This is a genomic window from Leptothoe sp. PORK10 BA2 (genome assembly GCF_034932105.1).
Classification (GTDB): Bacteria; Cyanobacteriota; Cyanobacteriia; order Phormidesmidales; family Phormidesmidaceae; genus Leptothoe.
In genome coordinates this window covers 128,250-151,534 of the sequence record NZ_JAYGIG010000002.1, presented here as the reverse complement: position 1 = coordinate 151,534, position 23,285 = coordinate 128,250, and the positions used below count along the sequence as shown (strand labels likewise).

At 51.1% G+C, this 23,285-nt stretch carries 23 protein-coding genes and 1 tRNA gene; 7 read left to right on the top strand and 17 right to left on the bottom strand.

The genetic code is table 11. The features are described from left to right. Positions 1-101: 101 nt before the first annotated feature. The 3 genes from VB741_RS01510 to VB741_RS01500 form a co-directional block, all read right to left on the bottom strand. A complete protein-coding gene (locus tag VB741_RS01510; RefSeq protein ID WP_323363367.1) occupies positions 102-887 on the bottom strand; it encodes a hypothetical protein in 786 nt (261 codons plus the stop codon). 613 nt (positions 888-1,500) lie between these two features. Further along, positions 1,501-1,905 carry a type II toxin-antitoxin system death-on-curing family toxin gene (locus VB741_RS01505; protein WP_323363366.1) on the bottom strand — a complete coding sequence of 135 codons (405 nt, stop codon included), beginning with the start codon at positions 1,903-1,905 and terminating at the stop codon, positions 1,501-1,503. Then, complete coding sequence (locus VB741_RS01500; RefSeq protein ID WP_323363365.1) at positions 1,898-2,137, bottom strand: AbrB/MazE/SpoVT family DNA-binding domain-containing protein; 240 nt, start codon at positions 2,135-2,137, stop codon at positions 1,898-1,900. Before VB741_RS01500 ends, VB741_RS01505 begins: the two co-directional genes overlap by 8 nt. A 218-nt stretch (positions 2,138-2,355) precedes the next feature. Here VB741_RS01500 and VB741_RS01495 point away from each other — a divergent pair, with 218 nt between their 5' ends. From VB741_RS01495 to VB741_RS01485, 3 genes are all read left to right on the top strand, one after another. Beyond that, positions 2,356-3,480 (top strand): NAD(P)/FAD-dependent oxidoreductase, encoded by a 1,125-nt coding sequence (locus tag VB741_RS01495; RefSeq protein WP_323363364.1) that lies wholly within the window; start codon positions 2,356-2,358, stop codon positions 3,478-3,480. Positions 3,481-3,510: 30 nt separating this feature from the next. Further along, on the top strand, positions 3,511-3,816 hold the full coding sequence (locus VB741_RS01490) for a hypothetical protein (protein WP_323363363.1): 306 nt from the start codon (positions 3,511-3,513) through the stop codon (positions 3,814-3,816). A 126-nt stretch (positions 3,817-3,942) separates the two neighbouring features. Next, positions 3,943-4,851, top strand: a complete 909-nt coding sequence (locus VB741_RS01485) for a M23 family metallopeptidase (protein ID WP_323363362.1) — start codon at positions 3,943-3,945, stop codon at positions 4,849-4,851. 217 nt (positions 4,852-5,068) lie between these two features. Here VB741_RS01485 and rppB read toward each other — a convergent pair whose 3' ends face one another. Together rppB and rppA are read right to left on the bottom strand one after the other, a co-directional pair. Further along, positions 5,069-6,439 (bottom strand): two-component system sensor histidine kinase RppB, encoded by a 1,371-nt coding sequence (rppB, locus tag VB741_RS01480; RefSeq protein WP_323363361.1) that lies wholly within the window; start codon positions 6,437-6,439, stop codon positions 5,069-5,071. A gap of 9 nt (positions 6,440-6,448) precedes the next feature. After that, positions 6,449-7,156 carry a two-component system response regulator RppA gene (rppA, locus tag VB741_RS01475; RefSeq protein WP_442786267.1) on the bottom strand — a complete coding sequence of 236 codons (708 nt, stop codon included), beginning with the start codon at positions 7,154-7,156 and terminating at the stop codon, positions 6,449-6,451. Between the two features lie 126 nt (positions 7,157-7,282). Between rppA and VB741_RS01470 the strand changes: the two genes are divergently transcribed. Next, a complete protein-coding gene (locus VB741_RS01470) occupies positions 7,283-7,954 on the top strand; it encodes an efflux RND transporter periplasmic adaptor subunit (RefSeq protein ID WP_323363359.1) in 672 nt (223 codons plus the stop codon). 8 nt (positions 7,955-7,962) lie between these two features. Then, on the top strand, positions 7,963-11,130 hold the full coding sequence (locus tag VB741_RS01465) for an efflux RND transporter permease subunit (RefSeq protein ID WP_323363358.1): 3,168 nt from the start codon (positions 7,963-7,965) through the stop codon (positions 11,128-11,130). A gap of 129 nt (positions 11,131-11,259) precedes the next feature. Here the strand turns inward: VB741_RS01465 and VB741_RS01460 are convergent, their stop codons facing one another. The 7 genes from VB741_RS01460 to VB741_RS01430 all read right to left on the bottom strand — a co-directional run bounded on the left by VB741_RS01460 (position 11,260) and on the right by VB741_RS01430 (position 17,248). Continuing rightward, on the bottom strand, positions 11,260-12,327 hold the full coding sequence (locus VB741_RS01460) for a WD40 repeat domain-containing protein (RefSeq protein ID WP_323363357.1): 1,068 nt from the start codon (positions 12,325-12,327) through the stop codon (positions 11,260-11,262). Between the two features lie 11 nt (positions 12,328-12,338). Continuing rightward, positions 12,339-13,316 (bottom strand): CobW family GTP-binding protein, encoded by a 978-nt coding sequence (locus VB741_RS01455; RefSeq protein ID WP_323363356.1) that lies wholly within the window; start codon positions 13,314-13,316, stop codon positions 12,339-12,341. A gap of 26 nt (positions 13,317-13,342) precedes the next feature. Then, positions 13,343-14,257 carry an alpha/beta fold hydrolase gene (locus VB741_RS01450; protein ID WP_323363355.1) on the bottom strand — a complete coding sequence of 305 codons (915 nt, stop codon included), beginning with the start codon at positions 14,255-14,257 and terminating at the stop codon, positions 13,343-13,345. A 238-nt stretch (positions 14,258-14,495) separates the two neighbouring features. Beyond that, a complete protein-coding gene (locus tag VB741_RS01445; protein WP_323363354.1) occupies positions 14,496-15,221 on the bottom strand; it encodes a metallophosphoesterase family protein in 726 nt (241 codons plus the stop codon). 27 nt (positions 15,222-15,248) lie between these two features. Next, a complete protein-coding gene (locus VB741_RS01440) occupies positions 15,249-16,061 on the bottom strand; it encodes a metallophosphoesterase family protein (protein WP_323363353.1) in 813 nt (270 codons plus the stop codon). Further along, on the bottom strand, positions 16,058-16,852 hold the full coding sequence (locus VB741_RS01435; RefSeq protein ID WP_323363352.1) for a GTP-binding protein: 795 nt from the start codon (positions 16,850-16,852) through the stop codon (positions 16,058-16,060). Before VB741_RS01435 ends, VB741_RS01440 begins: the two co-directional genes overlap by 4 nt. A gap of 6 nt (positions 16,853-16,858) precedes the next feature. Beyond that, positions 16,859-17,248, bottom strand: a complete 390-nt coding sequence (locus tag VB741_RS01430) for an SCO5389 family protein (protein WP_323363351.1) — start codon at positions 17,246-17,248, stop codon at positions 16,859-16,861. A gap of 78 nt (positions 17,249-17,326) precedes the next feature. Between VB741_RS01430 and VB741_RS01425 the strand changes: the two genes are divergently transcribed. Beyond that, positions 17,327-18,589 carry a SidA/IucD/PvdA family monooxygenase gene (locus VB741_RS01425; RefSeq protein ID WP_323363350.1) on the top strand — a complete coding sequence of 421 codons (1,263 nt, stop codon included), beginning with the start codon at positions 17,327-17,329 and terminating at the stop codon, positions 18,587-18,589. A 43-nt stretch (positions 18,590-18,632) separates the two neighbouring features. On the opposite strand, the gene VB741_RS01420 is transcribed toward VB741_RS01425, so the two are convergent. From VB741_RS01420 to VB741_RS01405, 4 genes are all read right to left on the bottom strand, one after another. Then, positions 18,633-20,108 (bottom strand): hypothetical protein, encoded by a 1,476-nt coding sequence (locus VB741_RS01420; protein ID WP_323363349.1) that lies wholly within the window; start codon positions 20,106-20,108, stop codon positions 18,633-18,635. 358 nt (positions 20,109-20,466) lie between these two features. Beyond that, a tRNA-Thr gene (locus VB741_RS01415) sits at positions 20,467-20,539 on the bottom strand. Positions 20,540-20,659: 120 nt separating this feature from the next. Then, entirely contained in the window at positions 20,660-21,307 is a 648-nt protein-coding gene (locus VB741_RS01410; RefSeq protein ID WP_323363348.1) for a response regulator transcription factor, read from the bottom strand. 312 nt (positions 21,308-21,619) lie between these two features. Next, positions 21,620-22,033 carry a (2Fe-2S) ferredoxin domain-containing protein gene (locus VB741_RS01405; RefSeq protein ID WP_323363347.1) on the bottom strand — a complete coding sequence of 138 codons (414 nt, stop codon included), beginning with the start codon at positions 22,031-22,033 and terminating at the stop codon, positions 21,620-21,622. Positions 22,034-22,069: 36 nt separating this feature from the next. On the opposite strand from VB741_RS01405, the gene VB741_RS01400 reads away from it, so the two are divergent. Further along, positions 22,070-22,858 (top strand): SAM hydrolase/SAM-dependent halogenase family protein, encoded by a 789-nt coding sequence (locus tag VB741_RS01400; RefSeq protein WP_323363346.1) that lies wholly within the window; start codon positions 22,070-22,072, stop codon positions 22,856-22,858. Between the two features lie 24 nt (positions 22,859-22,882). Here the strand turns inward: VB741_RS01400 and VB741_RS01395 are convergent, their stop codons facing one another. Then, positions 22,883-23,179: a DUF6439 family protein gene (locus tag VB741_RS01395; RefSeq protein ID WP_323363345.1), complete on the bottom strand. Its 297-nt coding sequence runs from the start codon at positions 23,177-23,179 to the stop codon at positions 22,883-22,885. Between the last annotated feature and the right edge of the window lie 106 nt (positions 23,180-23,285).

The window sequence follows — 23,285 nt, the reverse complement described above, 5'->3', positions numbered from 1 at the left end:
AACTCCATAATGGAACTGGCTGATTGTAATGGTTTCAGCCAGTTTCGGACATTCCAGACCGTTTGGGTACTGGGATGTTCTTTTTTAGAGACTTTCACCAGTTAGAGATGAACTTCGCACTGTCCAGATATTAATAAGCTTTCTACTAAAATCAGAGAAGAGGAGCTAATCACACCGAAGTCAAAGCTTTTGGCTTCATAGCCAAGCATGTAGCTAACTACATTTTCAAACTGGTTAAATCGTTGAGCAGCTAATTCTAAAGCTCTGTCGCAATCTCTTGCTAAAACCTGAACGCTTATAAAAATTCTTCCTAAGTCTTCCAACATTGGGAAATCTGATGGGTAAGTCTTATCTAGTTCTTTGCATTCCCTGTGTTCTTCTAAGAGAGAGTCAACGATAGAAACATTTTTGGGATTTTTATTTATGAATTCTTGGTACGAATCCCATGTATATAGAGTGAAAGGTCCTAACTCACTTGAGTTATTTCCATCTAAAGATGATCCATAGACCGAGCATAGCACTAAAAAAATTTTCTCTGGAATTTTAAGCAGTTCATCTATCAATTTCTGAAAAGAATTAGGTGTAATACTGCTTTGATTCTCTTGATATTGAAATATTAGTTCAACTACTTTATCTTTTATACTCTTTGACGATAGCGTTTGTCTTATCTCTGTATTAATGCCCCAAAGTTGTTCGACACAATCTTCCATTTTTTGATAATTGTAGTATCCTTTCAGTCTAAATATAGATCCATCATGACAGAAGGATGAATACCGAAGTCCTAAATTATCGAGAGGCAAACTAGGATCGCATGACTCTTTATCCTTAATTGATGCAACAAGATCAAGAAATGTAATGAAGATTTTTTTTGCCTGATTTTGATCCATTTTTATCAATCTTTTATATCTGTAAGATGTTGCTAACGTTTTACTAGGGGGGAATTTCCCACTTGATGTAGCAAAAAGGGGGTATTAGGTAGAAACTTTTCAGCCAAATATCCCTATATGGGTGATTAGGTAGACAAGTTCAGTATAAGCCTCCCTCAGTTGCACGTCTGAAATTGCTTAGACGTCGTTTATCCTCCTTCTGCGACACAGTTCATCAGTTTTTCTTCCATTGCCTTAAGATCCAGTTTGTGATCAATGCAAACCATTTGCCCGGTGGTCCTCACATTGCCTATCTTCGAACTAAACCCGCTTCCCCGTGAGCCAGAAAAAGTAGCGAACATGGACGTGGACAAGGCTTAAGTGCGATGGCCTAAGGCCGGTCTCTGACCATCGCACTTAAGCCAAATCGCCTATGGGTTAGTGCTCATAGGCGATTTTAGTCTGGGGCTGGTATCTGTGCAAACAGCCCCCGCCGTTTATGGACAACAATGGCTTGAAAAATCTCCCTTGGGAGCTGGGTTTAGACAGCAAGGGTCAGGGGCATTATCCACTGCTATGAAATGTAGGCTTTAGGCTTAAATTGCAAACTTCTACTCCATTGTCGGAGGAGTAGCTAAGGCTCGTTGTCGTCCCACTGTTCAACGTTCTCTCTTAGCCAAATGGCAACGTCGTCTTGACTCATTTTTTTATTGGCAACTGAAAGCACCATCAGTACCAAAGGCTCGCGATCGCAAGTCAATCGATAGCCATTCAACCCCAAAAACATCAAGAGAGCAGATAAGCCTGCTCTCTTGTTTCCATCGGCAAAGACCTGGGTGCAAGCGAAGCCCCACAAATAGCAAGCAGCTAGGTCAAATATATCGACCGCCTGCCTATAAGCTAGATGGTTTTTGGGCCTAGCTATTAGGGACTCTAATTCGTTTTCATCCAGTATGCCTTGTGTACCACCAGTTTTTTGGATTTGATCATAGTGGGCCGATTCAATCATGGCCCTGGTAACCCAACGTGGTTCAAGCATCCGCAAGCGCCTTGAAAACGTCTTTGTAACGATTGCTTTCCTTGGCATAAATAGCCATAGCTTCCTCGAAATCAGGGTCATAAGCGGTAATCATAAAGTTCCCGCCATCCATTTCAACTAAATGTACCTTCTCTCCTGTAGTGACACCTAGCTTAGCAAGGACCTCAGCAGGCAAGGTTATCCCAGCCGAATTACCTATCTTTGTAATGGTTCGCTCTGTACGGATACTCATTATGCAATCCCTCATAACGTGACACCATTGTTATAACACCTGTTATAACTATTGAGGAAACTCCTCCCTATTCATGAACTTATAGTGGTTTTCTGTCATGTAACCAGAGAGGGCTGACGCCATTGGCCTGCCCGTCTAACCCTAACCCGATAGCCCCTAGGCAAATAAATTGATAATGATTATCATTTCTGTGTCTTTAATCATTCAGATAAACCAGTGTGAGCCAACCCCGAACGGATTTCTCCTATGACGTTGTGATTGTCGGCGCGGGAGCAGCTGGCATCGGCTGTGGCGCTGTGCTCAAAGAACTGGGGCTGGAGCACTTCACAATTTTAGAAAGACACCAGGTGGGAGCCTCCTTTAGCCGCTGGCCTAAGGAGATGAGCTTCATCACCCCGTCATTTCCCAGCCATGGCTTTGGACTGCTCGACCTGAATGCGGTGACCTTGAAGACCTCGCCTGCGATCGCATTTCGTCGAGAGCACATCGACGGCAAGCAATACGCCCTGTATCTGCAAACTGTTGCCAATCACTTTACGTTACCGATTCAGACTAAAGTTGACGTAAAGGTCGTCGAGCCGTTGTCCCAGGGGGGTTTTAAGCTACATACTACAGCTGGAGACATCCGCACACAATTTGTCATTTGGGCTGCCGGGGAGTATCAATATCCCCATCTCAATCCCTTTCCGGGAGCACAGCACTGCATCCATAACTCTCAAATTCGGTCGTGGGCGGATCTAGAGGGCGACGAATTCATCATTATCGGCGGCTACGAAAGCGGGATGGATGCAGCGGCCAATTTAGTGGCCATGGGAAAGAAAGTCAGCGTGCTCGATCGCTCTGGAGCTTGGGCCGATCCTGATACTGATCCCAGCGTATCCCTATCGCCCTACACGCTGCAGCGTCTGGAATTTGTCTATCGTACCGGTCGCCTGAACATGGTAAGTGACGCATCCATCGAAGCGGTCAAACCTACCCCCAGCGGCTACGCGGTCTACAGCGAATACCAGAAGTGGGTAACGGTACATCCTCCCATTCTCTGCACCGGTTTCGACACCAGTTTGAAACAGATTGCGCCCTTGCTCAACTGGTCTAAAGGCTATGCTGCCCTCACTGAAAATGATGAATCCACTCTCACCCCTGGCCTCTTTGTGAGCGGGCCTTCCGTGCGCCACGGGGATTTGATTTTTTGCTTCATCTATAAATTTCGTCAGCGCTTTGCCGTAATCGCTAATGCGATCGCAAACCGTCTTCAAATCGATCCCGCTCCATTGGAACAATACCGCCAGGCTAGACTCTTCCTCGATGACCTCTCCTGCTGCAGCAACGACTGCATTTGTTAGCAAGTTCAGATTTGAGCCGAGGAAGGTACTATGCCGCTGCGTCATCAACCCGCCCCACCCACACCCTGGGATCACGACCAGGATGAGCCTAGAATTCCAGCTTCTGCCTATGCCCATCCCCAATGCAGTCTGATTGGGGATGGGCAATTGGGCGAAAATGTGATCATCGCTCCTAACACCTCCATTTGTGCGGACGAAGGGGCTCCCTTTTACGTTGGAGCGAATACCAATATTCAAAAAGAGCAAAGCCCTACGGGATTTGAAATAGGCTCCCTTTCTGACTTCTGGCCCCTGACTAGGTGGGGCGTCAGGGGCCAGAAGCCAGTGAGGCCCTGATTCCTGACTTCTGAATACTATCCTTGGGAAAACGTCCCACTTTGAGTTGCTACCCTAGTCCTAGCCGAGATTTCCCAGCTTGAGTTGATACCTGTAAAATTGTTATTCACCCCAATCACAACAGCTATGAAACAACCCAAAATCAGTTCTGTCATTCCCCCTCGCCTACAGCGTCGCGCTTTTCTCACAATGGCAGGGGCGATGGTAGGTACAGTTGCCAGTGGCAGCCTTTGGAGTCCTGCCGCCCATGCCTACGAGGTGACCCTCTCCCCAACCAACCCTAGGCTGGGCGATACCATCTCGGTGGTCATCTCCGGCGCTGCAGATGTTAGCACGGCCCCGGTTGTTTCAGTCAAAGGCACCGACTATCCCAGCTTTCTAGTATCCGGCAATCGCTACCGAGCGTTGATTCCCACCAGTCCGCTGGATACGCCCGGACAGCTGACGTTGGATGTCTCTGCCGCAGGCTCGTCGCGCCGCCTAACGGTCAATCTGGCGGGTCGCTCCTTTACCACCCAGCGCATTTGGCTCCCTGAGGGCAGCAGCGACCTGGGGACCGATCACGAATTTGACCGCGTCGCTGAATTTAAGCGCATCGTCACGCCAGAGCGCCACTGGCAAGGGGCTCTGACCCGTCCTAGCCAGGGCAGCGTGAGTACTGAATTTGGCGTCCGGCGATATTACAACGGCGTGTTTGCCGAAGACTATTACCACCGAGGTGTGGACTACGCTGCCGCTACCGGGTCGCCGGTTGTCTCTCCAGCGGCGGGTTACATCCGACTGGTAGGACGGGTGGTTGACGGCTTCGAGGTACACGGCAACACCATCGGTATCGACCACGGTCAGGGCGTGTTGAGCATTATGATTCACCTGAGCCGCATAGACGTTGCCGAAGGAGACTTTGTTACCGCCGGACAGGTGATCGGCGGAGTTGGGTCAACGGGGGCATCAACCGGTCCGCACCTGCATTGGGGTCTTTACGTGCATGGGGTGTCGATTGATCCGGTTCCCTGGCGCTTGGAGGGTATTGAGTAGTCTTTTGTTGTCTGTGAAGTGATCTCAGGATGGGTGGGGTAGCAGTGGCAATCAGGTTTTTCTATCAGGGTTGCCACCAGCGCATTCAGGGCGACTACCGCCAAGCTTAAAGGGTGACAAGGAACTTCAAGTCTATATGGGGGCGCGGCACCAGGATTGTTTGTGCTGCTTTGGCTGACTGACTCGACATACATTCATCGTTGCTGGCTGCCCCGAATTAACCGGATAGGGTTGCTAGCTCGACTGTAAATATGCTGCCTTGATGTGCTTGGCTTTCAACTTTAATCCGGGTTTGATGCTTGAGCGCAATCGCCTGAGCAATCGCTAACCCCAATCCAGTTCCGCCTGTTTTGCGAGAGCGATCGCTATCAACCCGGTAGAACCGATCAAAAATTCGGGTTTGTTCTACAACTGCAATCCCAATCCCCGTATCTTTTACGGTGATCAATGCCATGCGATCGCAGGTAGTTAAACTAATCCCGACCTGACCCCCATTAGGCGTGTACTGAATTGCATTGGCAATTAAATTTGACACCAAACGATAAAGCTGAGACTCGTTCCCCAACACATAAACCTGGTGATTTGGAATTTGATGGGTGAGGTGAATGTCAGCAATCGTTGCCAGTTCTAAAAATTCTTCTGTTAGATCACTGATTAAATCATTCAAGCAACAGGGTTGAAAGGGTCTGGGCGATGAATTTTGCTCAAGACTGGTCAAAAACAATAAGTCTGCAATCAAATGGCTTAAGCGTCTCCCCTGCCGCTCTACTGTCTGGAGCATCACTGGAATATCATGTTGGTTGGTCGGAGGGAGGCGCAAGATTACTTCTACCGTTGCCAAAAGGCTAGCAAGGGGCGATCTCAATTCATGGGCAGCGTTAGCGGTAAACTGTTGCTGTTGCTGATAAGACTGATAAATTGGCTGCATCGCTAGTCCTGAGAGCCACCAGCTAGAGCATCCCACTAGCAGCAAGGCAATGGGCAAGCCAATCAGAAGAATCCATTGAATTCGCTGCGTTTCAGCATCAAAGGTTGCTAACGTGCGCCCAATCTGCAAATAGCCCCAGGATGTATGGGTACTCGGTTCATTTGCCTGATGATGCGAATGGGCACTGTGCAAAATCGTGGTGAATTGGTGATAGCGAATACCATTAGCGGCGCGAAACGTTTGCGAGGGGAAACCGTTTAGAGTTTCCGGCAGGGATGGCGGTTGATTGGGTGAAAAAGCAAGGAGGGTACCCTGATGATCAAACAAACGGATATAGTAAATGCTGCGATCGCTAATGCCAGTGGTATGTCTTTGAATCAACGTCGGGTTGGTGTTACAGGGTTGTCCTGCTAAACAAAGTTCTGGCAAAATGCGGCGTAACACTGCTGTGGGAGCTTCTGAGGTAGGCAGCATCGGTTCTAGGCTGTCATGAAGGGTGCCCGCAATCGATTCTATTTCTCGCTCCATTGCAGTCCAATTGGACTGCACCAGCGATCGATACATCCCCAGCCCCGACAGGCTCAAAATCGCTCCCATTACCAGCGCATACCAAAAGGCTAAACGAGTCCGACTGCGACGAAACAGTTGGTAGCTGTTCATGATGGTAATTTACAGAGCAGTGTTGAGACGATAGCCCTGACCGGGAATCGTTTCAATTGGGCAGGTACAGTCGTAACTCGCTAATTTCCGTCGCAATAGCCGCATTTGAGCGGCAACGACATTACTGATGGGTTCCTCATCCAGATCCCAGAGTTGATGTCGAATTTTGCTGCCGGAAATGATGCGATCGGGATTTTGCATCAGGTAGGCAAGAATCTGAAATTCCTTCACGGTGAGCGGAATTATTTGGGACGGTTGAGTGCCCATGATCGACAGAGCAGTGATCAATAGAGCATTATTGGCATAGTCGAGGGTGAAGGCTCCAACCGTTAAGTTTTGGGGCTGGAGTTGGGGCGATCGCCGCTGGAGTGCCCGCAACCGCGCTAATAACTCTTCCATGACAAACGGCTTGACTAAGTAATCATCGGCTCCTGCATCCAACCCTGTCACTCGGTTCTCTGGTTGACCCAGGGCCGTTAGCATCAGGACTGGTAAGGGATTTTGGTGCAGTCTCAGTTTTTTACATAGATCCAATCCTGAGAGTTCTGGGAGGAGCCAATCGACGATTGCCACCGTGTAGTCTGTCCACTGGCTTTCCAGATACTGCCATGCCTGAGCGCCATCTAGCACCCAATCCACGACATACTTTTCGCTGACTAAAACTTGCTTAATCGCCAGCCCCAAATCAGCTTCATCTTCTACCAGTAAAACTCGCATCGCCGCAAGCACATCAACCACGAGCTTGATTCTACCTAACCCGCTGCTATTTCACCTGATTTTCATCTGCCCTTTGGCAGACTGTAAAGGATTTTTTTCAGCCCACGTCATTGTGAGGAGGTAGATATGAAGCCCACTCTGTTCATTAGTTGTATGCTTGCCTGCGGTTTAGCGGTCAGTGCCCCCACTGTTGTCTTTGCCCACGTTGGACATGGGGATGAATTTCAGGCAGAAGGCGGTGTGCAGCGTGTCAACGTGAATCCTGAAACCGATCAAATTTTGGGGATTGTGGTCACGCCGATCGAAACGGCTGCTGATGGGGGTCCGGTTGTGATGGTGCCCGTGACTGCCTTGGTGGATGCGGACGGCAAGCAGCTTGTGTTTGTGCAATATGAGAATTTCTATGAGCCAGTTTCAGTCAAAACGGGCACGACTAAGGGCGAGTTGATTGAAATCACTGAAGGGTTGTCTGTCGGCGAAAAACTTGTGACGCAGGGAAGTTTATCGTTGTTTGCAGAATCACGCAAAACTCAGACTGCGGCGGTTTCTCCTAGTCCTGCTGAGGCTTCTCCTAGTCCTGTTGAAGCTTCTCCCAGTCCTGTTGTTTCACCCCAGGGTGATGAAGCCCATGCCCAGGCACACGCTCAAGGAACGACACACAGTCATGAAGGTGAATCAGGATTTCCCATGACGAAATACCTGGTAGTCGTGGGTGTTGCTTTAGCTGGAATGGCAGGTGCGATCGCATTTGTCGGTACCCGTCAGAAAAAGAGCACATTTTCCGATAAGGATATTTAGATATTGTTATGTTTAACTCAATTCTGAATCAAACGCTGAAAACCTCGATCGCGCAGCGGTGGTTCATTGTTATTTGTGCAATTTTAATTACGGTATGGGGCGTTTTTAGCGTCACTCAAATGCCGTTGGATGTGTTTCCCGAATTTGCCCCTCCTCAAGTAGATATTCATACTGAGGCGACTGGACTCGCCCCTGAAGAAGTCGAATCGCAAATTACGGTGCCCATCGAAAGTGCAGTAAATGGTTTGCCAGGAGTGACGACGGTGCGATCGTCCTCGAAGGTGGGGCTGTCGATGGTGCAGGTAGTATTTGACCAGGATGCTGATATTTACAAAGCACGGCAAGCGGTCACAGAGCGGCTGCAACAGGTGACCAATCAACTGCCGGAAGGGACGCATCCTCCTGAAATTTCACCGCTAGCATCCCCGTTGGGCACCATTTTGATGTATGCCTTCACGGTGAATGGACAGGGGCAAACCGACCTGATGGATCTGCGCCGCTTAGTGGATAGCACCCTGAGCAGCCAGATTTTGTCAGTTCCAGGAGTCACGGATGTCACCATTTACGGGGGCGATGAGCGACAGGAACAGGTGTTGGTTGACCCGACAAAACTGCGATCGCTCAACGTTTCCCTTACGGAAGTTACCAATGCAGCCAGAGGCGCAAACTCAAATGCTCCGGGCGGCTTCTTGATTGGGGGTGGTCAAGAACTCTTGGTGCGCGGCATTGGACAGGTGAAATCGATCACCGATTTGCAATCATCGGTGGTGAAAGTCCAGGATGGCAGACCCATCTTGCTCAAAGATGTGGCAGAAGTTAAAACCGGAGCCGCTTTGAAGCGAGGGGATGGCAGCTTCAATGGTCAGCCTGCGGTGGTGATCATGGTGAATAAGCAGCCCGATGTCGATACGCCTACTGTCACCAAAGCAGTGGAAGCAGTAATGCAATCCTTGCAGCCGAACTTTCCGGCGGATGTGCAGGTGGCGCAAACCTTCCGACAGTCAAACTTTATCGACTCGGCGGTTGGGAACGTCAGCAAGTCCTTACTTGAAGGCATTCTGATTGTTTCGGTGATTATGCTGCTGTTTTTGATGAATTGGCGGACAGCAGTGATTACCCTGAGCGCGATTCCGTTGTCCTTGTTAATTGGGCTGATGTTCATGAAAGCCTTGGGCTTGGGCATCAATACGATGACGCTGGGCGGCTTAGTGGTTGCCATTGGCTCGGTCGTAGATGACTCGATCGTGGATATGGAAAACTGCTATCGGGGACTCCGCACGAATCAGGCGCAGGGCAACCCCAAGCATCCCTTCCAGGTGGTGTATAACACCTCTGTAGAAGTGCGGTTGGCGGTGATTTTTTCTACGGTGATTATCGTCGTGGTGTTTGCCCCGATCTTTAGTTTGACGGGCGTGGAAGGGCGAATTTTTGCCCCGATGGGGGTTGCCTATTTGCTCTCGATCGCGGCTTCAACGCTGGTTGCCATGACTCTTTCACCTGCCTTGTGTGCCATTCTGTTGGCGAATCAAACCTTACCCCAGGAAGGCACCTTTATTTCCCGCTGGGCAGAACGGTTGTATCGTCCGCTGTTGAATCTGTCACTGCGATCGCCCCAAATCATTTTGGGATTAGCTCTGGCTGCTTTAGTAGCTGCTTGCGCACTCGTCCCCTCGCTGGGACGAGTGTTCCTGCCAGAATTCCAGGAAAAATCGATGGTTAACTCGATGGTCTTATTTCCGGGTGTTTCCCTCGATATGACAAATCGGGCAGGCATCGCCCTGGCAAATTCGCTCAAGGACGATCCACTGTATGAGTGGGTGCAGGTCAGAGCCGGACGTACCCCCGGGGATGCCGATGGAGCCGGGGTGAACATGGCGCATGTGGACGTGGAACTGAGTGACGTAGCGCTCAAAGACCGGGAAGCCAGTGTGCAGCAATTGCGCGAGGCGTTCCTCAAGTTGCCCGGTGTTGCCCCGAATATCGGTGGGTTTATCTCACACCGAATGGATGAAGTGTTGTCTGGGGTGAGAAGTGCGATCGCAGTAAAAATCTTTGGACCCGATTTAGCCGAACTGCAGCGAATTGGGGAACAGGTGCAGGATGTGATTGAACCGATTGCTGGAGTGGTTGATTTGCAGCTTGAACCGCAACTGCCCATTCGCCAGGTGCAAATTCAATACAATCGATCGGCAGCGGCAACCTACGGCTTGAGTATGGCGCAGTTGTCAGACATTGTAGAAACCGCGATCAACGGTCGAGTCGTATCGCAGGTGGCAGAAAATCAGCAGTTGATTGATATCTTCGTCTCGCTGACCGAAGCCGCCCGCAATAGCCTAGATGCCATTAGCGCGATTCCCATTTCTACGCCTACCGGAGCAACAATTTCGTTAGGAGATGTAGCAACTGTAGATTATGGCATGGGAGCCAATGTGGTGAACCGGGAAGATGTTTCCCGATTAATTGTCGTTTCCACTAACGTGGCAGAACGCGATCTCGGCAGTGTTGTTGGTGATATTCAAGCTCAAATTCGGCAAAACGTCCAACTGCCCAATGGCTACTTCATTCAATATGGTGGGCAGTTTGAGGCAGAGCAAAATGCCTCGAATAACCTACTGGTTTTTAGCATTGTGGCAGCGATCGTGATTTCGGTGCTAATGTTCTTCTCCGTGAAGTCGCTACCCGCCACGATCGCCATTATGATCAACTTACCGTTGGCGCTAGTGGGTGGTATTGTTTCGATCCTCTTGACGGGCGGTGTGATATCGATCGCATCCTTGATTGGCTTTATCACCCTGTTTGGTGTTGCAACTCGAAATGGCTTGTTACTCGTAGACAACTACAACAATAAGTTTGCTCAGGGAATGCACCTGAAAGATGTGATTACGAAAGGTTCACTGGAGCGGGTGAATGCCATTCTCATGACAGCACTCTCCTCTGCACTAGGAATGCTTCCGTTAGCGATCGCAAGTGGGGCCGGTAACGAAATTTTGCAACCCTTGGCGATCGTTGTGTTAGGTGGGTTATTTACCTCGACCGCGTTGACCTTGCTAGTGATTCCTGCGATCTACGCTAAGTTTGGCAAGTGGTTGGTTCCTAGACAAAAAGATGATGACGCAGTTGATACAAATTTTCCAGTGAATCCGGCTGTACAATCACCAGTAAGCTCGAAGTTGTAGTTTTTTGAAAATTAAGGAAGAGGCGCGATCGCCTTCATGCAGAAAATTGCGCCTCTTTTGTCCACAGACAAGTTTCAAACTGTATAAAGGGGAGGAAGTGGCATGCTACCCAAAACCGATTGACCTGTTCTAATTAAATCCTTTTCCTTTAGTGGTTTCAGTCCATACCCAAAGTTCTCCTCCACTACTGCCAGCGGCTAGCATTGTGCCCTGCTCAGACCAGGCCAGACACGAAAATCCACCAGAGGACCCCTCCAACATTTGCGCCAGTCGACGGGCCTTTTGCCACAAATACAAACACCCATCCTCAGCCGCAGAGGCTAGTAATAAAGTACCGGGCCGAAACGAAATTGCCTGCACCATCCCTTCATGGGCATCCAACACCTGAGGATTCCAGCCCTTCGATGGATCAGCCGCCTTGGTCCACACAACCACCCCTTCACCACTCATCGACGCTAGCAACGGCGCATCCCGTACCGTCGATTTCGACCAGGCCAACTGCCGCACCTTGCCAGAAAACCCGTGCATCCGCCAGGGAGCAGGCTGATCCTTCGCCCACACCAAAACCGACCGATCATTATTCCCCGAAGCCAGGTAATTACCATCCGGTGACCAGGCAACCGCCACACTAGCCCCACCCACTTCCTTCACCACTGGGTCCTCATCCCAGTCCTGGGACTGCCAGGTTTTAATACTCTGATTACCCCCCAGCGATAGCTCTGTCCCCTGAGGATTCCAGGCGAGATCTAACACGGAAGAATCTTCAAAATCTAAGGTGGTGACAACGGTTTGCTCCACCGCATGCCACACCTGCACATAGCGCCCAAAACTAAAGGCTAGTTCCGGAGAATGGGGATGCCATTGCAGCCGATCAATCCAGGTACGGGCGTGCTCCAACGTGGTCAGTAATGTGGGCGAATCGCCGTCAATCTGCCAGACCCAAACCGTTCCTGCCTGTCCCCCAGCTGCTAAGAAATTACCATCGGCGGAGATGGCTAGGGCGTCCACAGACTCTCCCTGGGAGCTTTGTAGGCAGGTGGATTCGCCCGTTGCAGGCGTGTAGAGTACTACCTCACCCGCGCCAGAACTGGCCGCAAGTTGAGTGCCATTGGGCGACCAGGCAACGGCTGTGACATAGTCCGAAAGACGAGTGTCCCACAGCCGTTTGAGCACAGTTTGTTGCTTTGTTTTGAGCATGTTTCTACGCATTACTGGCTGACCAAACAATCTCGAAAACGCTCTGCCAGATTTAGCTGCTCTAGATCACGACCAATAAACACCAGTTCGTTTTTACGAGTTTCATCTGGTTTCCAGGGGCGATCTTGGCGACTGTCGAACAACATGTGCACCGCCTGAAAGACAAATCGATTGTCTTCCTCGGCCATATTGAGAATGCCCTTCATGCGAAAAATATTGGGTCCGTGGTCGCGCAATAGTTCCCCTATCCAGGCTTCCAGTTTGTCGCCATCCATTTCTCCTGATTCCACCAGGGCAACTGAGCCTACGGTTTCATCGTGCTCATGGGCGGTTTCACTCAGAAAATCCGGATCAATTTGCAGCGCCTTATTCAGGTCAAAGGCACTGACGCCAAGGATGGCATCCATTTCAACCTGGGCATCACGGGTACGATGGACTTTGGCCAGCACATTCATCCCTCGAATCCGCTGTTCGAGTTGTGTTAGTTCCTCTTCGGTGACCAGGTCAGTCTTATTGAGCAAGATTACGTCAGCGAAGGCAATTTGCTCCACGGCTTCTTCTGCATCCCAATGCTGCCAGATATGGCGAGCATCCACCACGGTCACTACTGCATCCAGATGGGTTTGCAACTGCACTTCATCATCCACAAAGAAGGTTTGGATCACCGGAGCCGGATCCGCCAAACCGGTGGTTTCAATCACCAGATGGTCAAACTTGTCGCGGCGCTTCATCAGGTTACCAATGATGCGAATCAGGTCCCCCCGCACGGTGCAACAGATACAGCCGTTATTCATTTCAAACACTTCTTCATCGGCATCCACCACTAGTTGATTGTCGATGCCCACTTCACCAAATTCGTTGACGATCACCGCCACTTTTTTGCCGTGCTCATAGGTGAGAATGCGATTTAGCAGGGTGGTTTTACCCGCGCCTAAATAGCCGGTCAAAACGGTTACGGGCACGGTGTTGTAAGTGTTGTCGGTTACCATGAATTGTCTCCTTGAATGGTGTTTATCTATGCTTGAAAGTGGGCAAGTGCGATCGCACCCACCTCAGCACCGTACTCTTCGTATAGCCCCAGCGAGCCAGGTAGATGATCGGTATGGATACCGGGCAGCTCTGACAGTGCCTGCATTTCAGCCTTAGACTGGGGCGGTGCCTGGTCCGCCAAGATCACCCGCACAGCAGTGTTTGGGTTGGCCGTAACGGCCGTCGCTATCTGGAGCCATTCGGTGCGATCGCACATCGGATCCAGAGCCGCTGTGACAAAGGCGGCAGGGGCAAATCGAGCGCCCGGCTGCTGGGTAATACGGCGGCGCTGCTGAATAAAGGTAGGCGTCAGCCGCGCCTCATCCACAAACACATGGCGCTGATACATCCATTTGAGAAAAGCTGGGTGGGTGTTTGCGCCATAGAGGGCAGAGCCAACTATCGGCAACCCCACCAGGTTTCTCAGATTAGTCCCTAACCAGCTGGGTGCCCCCATGGCCCGCAGAGGGCCTTTCCAGGTGGGAGCCACCAGCAGTAGCCGAGTGCTTACCTGTGTCTGAGCTAAGTGGAGGGCATACCCCGCCCCATGACCTGCCGCCAAAATCCCCGCTGGCTGCGGACAGCAGTTTTGCACAAAGTCCTTGAGCAATGCCTGATACAGCGATCGCTCATAGGTGCAAGCAGGCCGCTCAGAATCACCAAACCCTAGCCAGTCCAGGGCTATCACCTGAAATTGAGATGCCAGCACCTGAGCAATTTGAGCCAGTTCTGCCCGGGTTGAAACGGTGCTAAACGCGGGCAGCAGCAACACTGTCGGCCCTGCGCCCAACGTTTCGTAGGCGATAGTGACTGTTTGCCCCTGATAGGTCCAGTGATAATGCTGCACCTGTCCACCCATGCGGCTGGGACGTGTTAATTCCTTAGGGGGACTGATCGTCATTGCACTTCGCCTTTTATGGGGGGCCGTTACCGGGGTAATTGGATGGTTACCTGGTTATGATCGCATAAAAATGATAATCATTCTTGCTGTCAAAATGTTGAGTCGTTACCCTTTATTAACTTTTTAGGGGCGATGGAGATCGGCGGGTCGCCATTAACAGATCCATAGAATGGACCTATAGCACCTGATGAATCCTGCAAAATCTGTGACCAAACCCAGTGATGTTTGCTTGCTCTGATCACTTTGTTGTCTCAAACCCTTTTACCTTGCCATAGTTTACAGTTCTAAAAGAAAGCTGACCATTTTCAGGGCTGAATAGCGTGTAGGTAGACTTGCCGGGGATGCGACCCACGGAGCCGACACCCACAACCTGGCGGGGTGTTTTGCCATAATTTTGAGGGGCTTGCACACCATCTAGGGTGGTTACAGTCGAACGTAGCTCCACCGGGGTAACCCAGCATTCAAATGTGAGACCCGAACGGCCACAAAAGAGATGGTTGGCATCAGCGCGAATTAAGCGATCGCAAAGTTGAATCGCCGGAGTATCCGGCGTAAGCTCATCGGCATAGCTAACGGTGCTGCCGTGGATCAGTAAACAATCCTGCTCGTGGAAGCCAAAGTGTTGCGATCGCAACCACCGTACCGACTCTCGTGATAATGAGTCCCAGAGCGCTTTTACCCCATCGCCGCCAACTTTCTCCATGAGCTCTGGCGCATCCTGCAGGCCGCTTACCCCGTGCAAACTAAAACACTGCTCTTCCCACCAGCCCACACATACCTGGGGCTCTAACTCCCCCGGTCGAGGAATCTGCAGCCGCTGAATCACTGCCTCATTATCCCCCTGCAGGCCAACTACATCCCCCAAAATGTAGAGATCGCTGATCGCCTGCTGCCGGATATCCTGCAGCACCGCCTCATAAGCCGTCAGATTCCCTTCAATGCCACTTAGGATTGCCCACTTCACCTAGTTATTACCCCGTTGTTTTAGTATCTAGCGCTCACATACATGGGTCGGATCGTCCGCCCGTTCCGCAAACTCCATGCCCCGCGCTAACCGCCATGCAAAGATAGAAGGCAATCCCTTTTCGAGGATAGCCAGACAGGTCCTGGTATAGTTATAGGCAACTTCCCGCAGGGTCACCTGGGCTGTCTCCGTGTCATAGAGAACATAGGTGGCATTGGGCCGACCATGGCGGGGTTCTCCTACGGAACCTGCATTAATAATACGTTTTAGCGATGTCTCAAACTGTTGAGGAGAGTCTGTTTGGGCTGGACTTTTCACCGTCACCGACAGTTTGCCATCCGCTAACTCTCGCACATAGGGAACATGGGTATGACCACAGAACAACACATCGGCATCGGCAGAGAGAACCCGTTCCAGCGCTGCAAAGCCATCCATACTGGGTAACAAATACTCATGCTGACTGTTGGGACTGCCATGAACAAAACAAAGGTTATCCCGTTTTAACGACACAGGTAATGTGGCCAAATACTCCCGCACATTGGGTCGAATTTCGTTATTGGTCCATTCATGGGCCAGTTTGCCCCGCTGTTCTGCCAGTTGTGAGGGGTAGCTACATTCACAGGCATTTAAGCCTTCCACAATATCCTCATCCCAACATCCCTGGCAGGTGGGAATTTCCAACCCGCGAATTCGATCCACGACCTCGTTAGGATAGGGACCATAGCCCACCAGATCCCCTAGACAGTAAATCTGGTCAGCTTTCTGGGCGTCAATGTCTGACAACACCGCATTCAGCGCTTCGTAGTTACCATGAATGCAAGAAATTACCGCGAGTTTCATACTACTGCCTCCTGCTCGGTCTCTTCTGCCTGCAATTGGTTGTACTGCCGCTGATACTGAATCAAAACATCATCGGCCAAACACGATGCTAGCAATGTTTGGGCAATAGTTTGTTGCTCTAAATTACGACCGACGATTTCCAGACCGCTAAATCGATCAGGACGTCCCTGTAGCCAGCGGGGCAACTTTAGTGCAGTGTATTCAAGACCTGGTAATCCTTTGACAAAGTCAACATAGAACGCCTGACCATCCGGCAGTTCAAAAATGCCTTTTAAGCGCATTATCTGACCGTAGGCTCCACCTGTCAGCTCAATTAATACCTCATCCAGACTGCGGGGATCAAACACTTGTCCCGTCAGCGGCGATCGCCATATGGTCGGTAGCTTGCCGGAACCTGATGTTAGATCACCCGACACCTGATCGTTGTTACTAGGTATGACCTCGTCAGCCCAGTTGTGCCATTCAGAAGATTCTAAACTAGGCGGTAAGATGGCGATCCGCCGCCCAGGCAACGTGGCTAAAAGCGGTGACCCCAGATCTAGATGAAAGCCTAACTCTATAAAAACCTGAGCCTGGTCTGGTAAATCGGCCAGCACGGTGGCAGCCTGGTCGTCAGAAATAATCGACACCCAGGGAAAGCGATAGCCAATTTTGGCCAAATCAACGGACTCCTGAGCACAAGGACACAAATAAAACAAAGGACGCGAAGCGTTTTTGAGAAACTGACTAATCCAGGTGGTTTTACCCACCCCAGGAGGGCCGGCCACCAACGTGAGGTCGAAGGATTCCATAGGGTACTAGCAGTCTTTAAGCTCAGGGGACTGGTTCAAAATCTGACTGCGCACTGAGATAAAGTCGCGATACGCGGCAGAATCCAGCGCATCGTATTGAAATGCCGCCAGTCTATGGCAGTTCTGAAAGGCTAGCTTGATATCAAAGTGCTGCTCAACGGCTCCCCGAATAGCGTCTCCGCCCACCATCCGTAGCAGCTGCCCACGGGCTTGCTCATCGGGCGGTGGCACAGCATGATCGGCCCACTCCTTACCGGCCTGTAGCTGCTGGACCAGGGTTTCGACAATGCCCCAGGCATAGGGCAGGGACTGTCGAATGGTTTCTGCAAAGGCTTGCTCTTCTACAGTGCCCTCAGCGGCCTGTTGCACCAATTTTTCACTCACATTTAGAGACATAGCTTAGCTTGACGGTTTACAACTAGGTTTGCATTATAGACCTAGGAACGATAATCATTATCATCTTTAGGTTTATTTATGGTTGATGTTGCTACGCTGTCCAAGACGATTGATTTAGCAACTGATTTGGCCGTTGATTTAGCCATTGTGGGGGCAGGTCCCCAGGCTTTGACCCTGGTCACGCATCTGCTGCAAAAGAAGCAGTCCATGCGCCATCGGTTTGTGGTGCTCGATCCGTCAGGACAGTGGTTGCAGCAGTGGCAACATCAGTTTGCGGCTTATGAGATCCCCCATTTGAGATCGCCCGCTGTCCATCATCCTGACCCTAATCCCCACGCGTTGCGGATGTTTGCTGAATCGAGGGCTGATGAACTGTTCCCACCTTATGATTTACCGGGTACCCAGCTGTTTCATGACTTTAGTCAGGAGGTTATCCGCCGTTGGCAGCTAGAAGATCGGGTGATTCCAGCCCAGGTCGAACAGCTTGAGCCTATTCGTCAACAGGGACGGCAGCGCTTCCGCTTGACCCTGGCCGATGGTCAGGTGTTGACCGCCAGACGAGTGGTGCTGGCCATTGCTGGCGGTGTGCCCCATCTGCCAAATTGGGCAAAAGCGCTGCCCCAGAGCTATCCTCCTGACCGTCTATGTCATTCTCGCCAAGTTGACCTGCGAGGATTACGGCTATCGGGAGAACGAATTTTGATCATTGGTAGCGGTCTTACCAGTGGTCACCTGGCGTTGGGTGCGATCGCACGAGGTGCACAGGTCATGATGATGGCTCGCCGCACCTTTTACGAAAAGCTGTTTGATTCCGCACCCGGCTGGTTGGGGCCTAAATACCTCAAGGGGTTTTACGCCGAACCTAGCTGGGAAAATCGCTGGGAAATGATTCGAGATGCCCGCAATGGTGGCTCCCTAACCCCGGCTGTGCTGACGAAATTGCGACGGCTAGAACGGAGTGGCAAACTCTCGTTTTATGAGCAGTGCGAAGTACACTCTGCCACCTGGCAGGAAACGGCATGGCAAGTTCTCTGTAGCCATCCGGAGGCTCACCAATGTATTACCCACTTGCCCATTGACCGTATCTGGCTGGCTACAGGTAGTACATTGGATGTCCAGGACTGGCCACTGTTATCTGCTGTCCGAGAACAGTATCCGATTCCTACGGTGCAGGGGTTGCCGGTACTTGATAAGCATTTGCAGTGGCCCGGATGCAATCTCTTTATTATGGGGGGTGCAGCTGCGTTGCAAGTTGGCCCTGTTGCGAGAAATTTATTTGGGGGAAAGTTGGGCACGGTGCAAAAATGGCCGTTTTCGGGTAACACTCGCACGACAAATTAGGCCATCATGACGATGATGACCTGTCACCCTTTAGCGTTTCTGATTAGGCCTGTTGGAAGCGCTTAAACCCAAGGAGTTCTAACCAATGGGGATGACTTTTACCCGTCATCAATTCGGTAGGACTCTTGCCTACTCGTTCCTCACACTCGCTGCGCATGAACTGACGGGAATTCAGAAAGAATTGCAATAGATTGAGATAGTCAGGCCCGAGTTGCTTCCTAAGGAAAAAGTAATTGCGCAATCGAGAGTTGAGATTTTCTACCATGGAGCTGGCTCTAGGCGTCTGCTTCATCGCGGCCTGAACCGCTTCGTAGAGCTGATGGAATTGTCCTGATAGTTTCTGGTGGAGCTGATTCCAGGCTTGCCAGTACGCATTAGAGGTGGGCTGTTTGCGGAATAGCAGACACATTTCCCGCACTAGAGGGAGTGGTGTCTTCAGCTGCTGAGCAATGTCAGCGAGCTTGTCATCTAGTACCTGAGCAAACCCCAGAATATCGTCCCGCTGATTTTGCAAAGCTTTGCGCAGGACGCGAACTTTTTTGCCGCCAATCGTTTCTCTGAACTGGAGTTCTGCCACTACAAAATCATAAAGTTCCTGACGCTCTGCTAGCGCTGGGCCAGCCAATTCCAGAACATCGTGGTTTAACCACCCGATGAGGGTTTTGACATCTTGGGCTAGGGCGATCGCGCTCACCTCATGCTGCCGAGCTAGCGTCATTTTTTTGGAGAGGCAATGGCCCTGTGCCTTCTGTTTGGCGACCACCATCTTCTGCTCCAGTTCCTGGCGACGGGTGGTGGCTCCCATGGCCTGACGTGTCAGACTGTTGGCAACGCCCTGGCATTGATGCTGAATATGGAAGACATCACCATGGCAGGGGATCTCATCCCCAAATGCCGCCTGATGGCCTGCCCGCAGTCCGCTACCCGCATCGGCGATCGTCCGCGTCGGGGCGAGTCCTTGATCTACCGCATCTAGCAAATGGCAGCCCCAGGTATCAGCATCCCGGTGCTCAGCCAATGCCAGCAAGTAGCAATAGGTCGAAGCAGCATCCACACCCACTAGCACAGGGTTGGAACACTGGAAAATTTCGTCTCGAAGATCAACCTCAATCGGCGACAGGTCTTGAGCCCCGTTGATCGCACTAGCCTGCGCTGCTGCGGTATTAAGGCGATTGCGCACCGTACTGGCACTGATGGCCACGTCAAAGACGTCCCGAAGCAACTCGACGACGCCTCGCAAGGAGCTGTGGCAAATCAACACGAGTCCGAGCATCAGTTGGCACAGCCAGGCTTTAGTGATCGGTAGGTGAAAAAGGATTTGCTCGTCAGGCGTCGTGGGCGCGAAGGATTCATTCAAGGCCAGCTTCGCCTTGCCGCTCTGCTCATAGACGAATTTACGACTGACCTCATAGTCAGTGGCGAGATGACTGATGGGTTTGGACTTGGCCAGCGCCTCAATCGCTATCTGCTGTCGAGTTTCGGGGCGCAAGGTAGCGGCAACTGAGGAGGCTGGACTCATGGATTGGACTCGCGTAAGCGGTGATGACAAGCCTTGAGTATCGTGGTTCTAGGTCACCCCAGACAACCCAGATAGGGGGTGTGCAGCGCTGCAAGTGGCATAAAAAGTGTTACCCGATTTTGCTCCAGGCCACGATTTGGCATACATGTCACTGCCCTCTAATCGTAGAACTAGCGTTCTACTTCATGGTAACCATTTACCCCAATTTTTTACCCCAATCTTTACCCCAATCACCCGCTCAAACCTGTCTAAACTGACCCAAAAATGTCCAACGTGTTTTCAGAGGGGGCGCTAAAACGCCGACTGGGTAAAGCTCGAGAGCCTTACCCAGTCGGGGAAACCATTGATTTCTCTAGAAAGCTGGTGATCCGACTCGAACGGACGGCCGGCTGATTACAAATCAGCTGCTCTACCAACTGAGCTACACCAGCAAAGCTTTAGCATTATACCGAAGTTTGACGCCCTTTAAGCTATCAGTTGATCTATTCTGATTTTTCCTAGGATTAGGGCAGGTACACGGCAGAAACCTGCCCTAATGAGGGTCATCTGTCCTAGGCTTTGTTATTTTCCATGGCCCAGCGGGCTAGCTCGGTGCGGTTATGGAGGCCTGTTTTGCCCAGCATATTGCTGACGTGGCTTTCAATGGTACGTTGACTTACCTTGAGTTCGTCTGCAATCTCGCGGTTGGCCATGCCTCGGGCGACAAACTGCACCACTTTAAGTTCCGTCGGCGTAAGTTCAACATCGAACGGTACTTGAATAGTGGGAGCACTACTGCCAGATTTTGTCTGATGGTGAATCAGTCGGGAGGCCTGCTTCAGGGAAGACTCTACCTGGGCGACTAACTCTTCGGGTTCAAAGGGTTTGACCATGTAGACATCGGCACCGGTGGTTAGACCCTTCACCCGGTCTTGGCTTTGGCCCTTAGCGGACAGAAATAGGATGGGAATCCAGCTTTTACCTGGATCTTGGCGAACCTGTTCCACAAAGGCGTAACCATCCATTTCGGGCATCATGACATCGCAGATGATCATGTCAGGGACCAATCCACCCAGCACATCAAGGGCTTCACGACCATTGCCCGCCGTTACAACTTGATAGCCACGAAATTCTAGGTAATCCCTAACTAATAGGATGAGATTAGGATCATCATCTATTAGTAAGAGTTTCTTTTGATCGCCAGTAGTAAGTTCTTTCATGCCGTGTACGTGTTTTACTTGAAGGCTAGTGGGGATAGGTTGATAAACGATAAGTTCAAAATTTATGGGGTAGTCCCTGGGCAGGGGCCAGAAGAGCTGATGCCAATGGCCGTAGCTTAAGTGATTTGTATGTATACATCTTTGTTGATGATACTGTACGGACTATAGTCAATCAGGGTCATTTTATTAAGCGCAGTTAAATTTATTGCAAGGTTGTACATATTTCAAGCTTTGTTGCCTTGAGAGGCTAGAGGGCAGCAACCGCTTTTGTATCAACTGCTTTGCCCCTATGGTCAAATCAAGTGTTCCCAATCAATCAATAGGATCACGGATCGTCCGGTACTTATTTACATCGGGTAGGGGCCGTGTCAGGAAAGCGTAAGCTTCCACCACTTGATTACCAATGAGATGCTCCTGGATAATGCGTTCTATTACATCGGGCGTCGCACTGTGGTACCACACGCCGTCAGGGTAAACCACCAAGATTGGACCCTGCTGGCACACCCTTAGACAGTTTGCCTTGGTCCGAAAGATACAGCCAGGCTTCTCCTCCGTAGGAATAGTTAACTGCAGCTCTTGCAGTCTTTTTTTGAGATAGTTCCAGGCCTCAATACTACTGGCTTTGTCACAGCATATGGGCTTGGTTTGGTCAGCGCATATGAAGACATGACGTTCAATGGCGTTGAGCGACAGGGCCTCTATACAGTGTGATAAAGAATTACTCATTGGGAAAAACGTATCACTTTGAGGAGTGAACACCCTATGGGCGTGATCACATTGCTAACGGACTTTGGTCACACAGATAGCTATGTCGGTGTGATGAAGGGGGTGATTGCTGGCATTAGTCCCCACAGCCAGGTGGTTGATCTTACCCATGGAATATTACCGCAGGATATCTTGGCTGCTCGCTTTAATTTGCTGACGAGCTATGGCTATTTCCCTGGGGGGACTGTCCATGGGGTGGTGGTTGATCCGGGGGTGGGGACGCAGCGGGCGGCGATCGCTGTCCAGGTTGCTACGGAGAATGGGGGGCAAATGGTGGTTGCGCCTGATAATGGGATTCTGACGGGGTTCCCGATTACGGCTGCTGTGGCCTTGGTGAATGCTGACTACTGGCTTACGCCTCAGCCCAGTCATACGTTCCATGGCCGCGATATTTTTGCCTCCGTTGCCGCCCATTTAGCTAACGGGGTGCCCATGGAGCAGCTGGGGACTCCGTTAGCGGTCTCTAGCCTGGTGAGGTTATCCCTGGGGAATGCGGTTGCCACGGGCCATGGCTATCTCGGCAGCATTCAGTATATTGATCACTTTGGTAATTTGGTGACCACGATCCTAGGGCACAAGCTGACTGGCCAGTCGTGGCAGGTGTGTATGGGCGGGCGAATGGTGAGGTACTCCACCACCTATGGCCATGGTGAACCTGGCGAAGCCTTAGCCCTGATTGGCAGTCACGGGTACGTTGAAATTGCGGTCAATGGGGGTAGTGCGGCCCAGGTATGGGGGGCGAAAGTTGGGGACGATGTGGAGCTAGTGACCCTACCCCGTGGGTGAGTCCCTACCCCGTGGGTGGGACGCTTACCCATGGGTGGGACGCTCCCCGTGGGTGGGACAGGGGGGGGCTTTGACGCTCCGATTTAGCCAGCCGATGGCCTGTTCTAGCCGGGGTAGGGCTTCTTCTGGCTGATCCTTGAGCAAATAGACTAGGGCGGCGGCTACCTGTTCTTTTGCCCGTACTTGCCTGTTTGAATTGAGTCGGTGCCAGTCTATGGGACTAATGGCTAACTGCTGGGCGAGGGCTTGGGCCAGGGCTAGGGACTCGGCGCCCTGCAGGTTCAAAGTTGTCTGGTCAGAAGCCATGTTTATGTCACTCATGGGGGATGGGGCTGGATAGGGGGTGGTGACCACCCTAGGTGGTAGAGGTTTCTCGATAGATTCCTCTTCTGTACCTTAAAGTTTATATCTACTGTTATCTACTGTA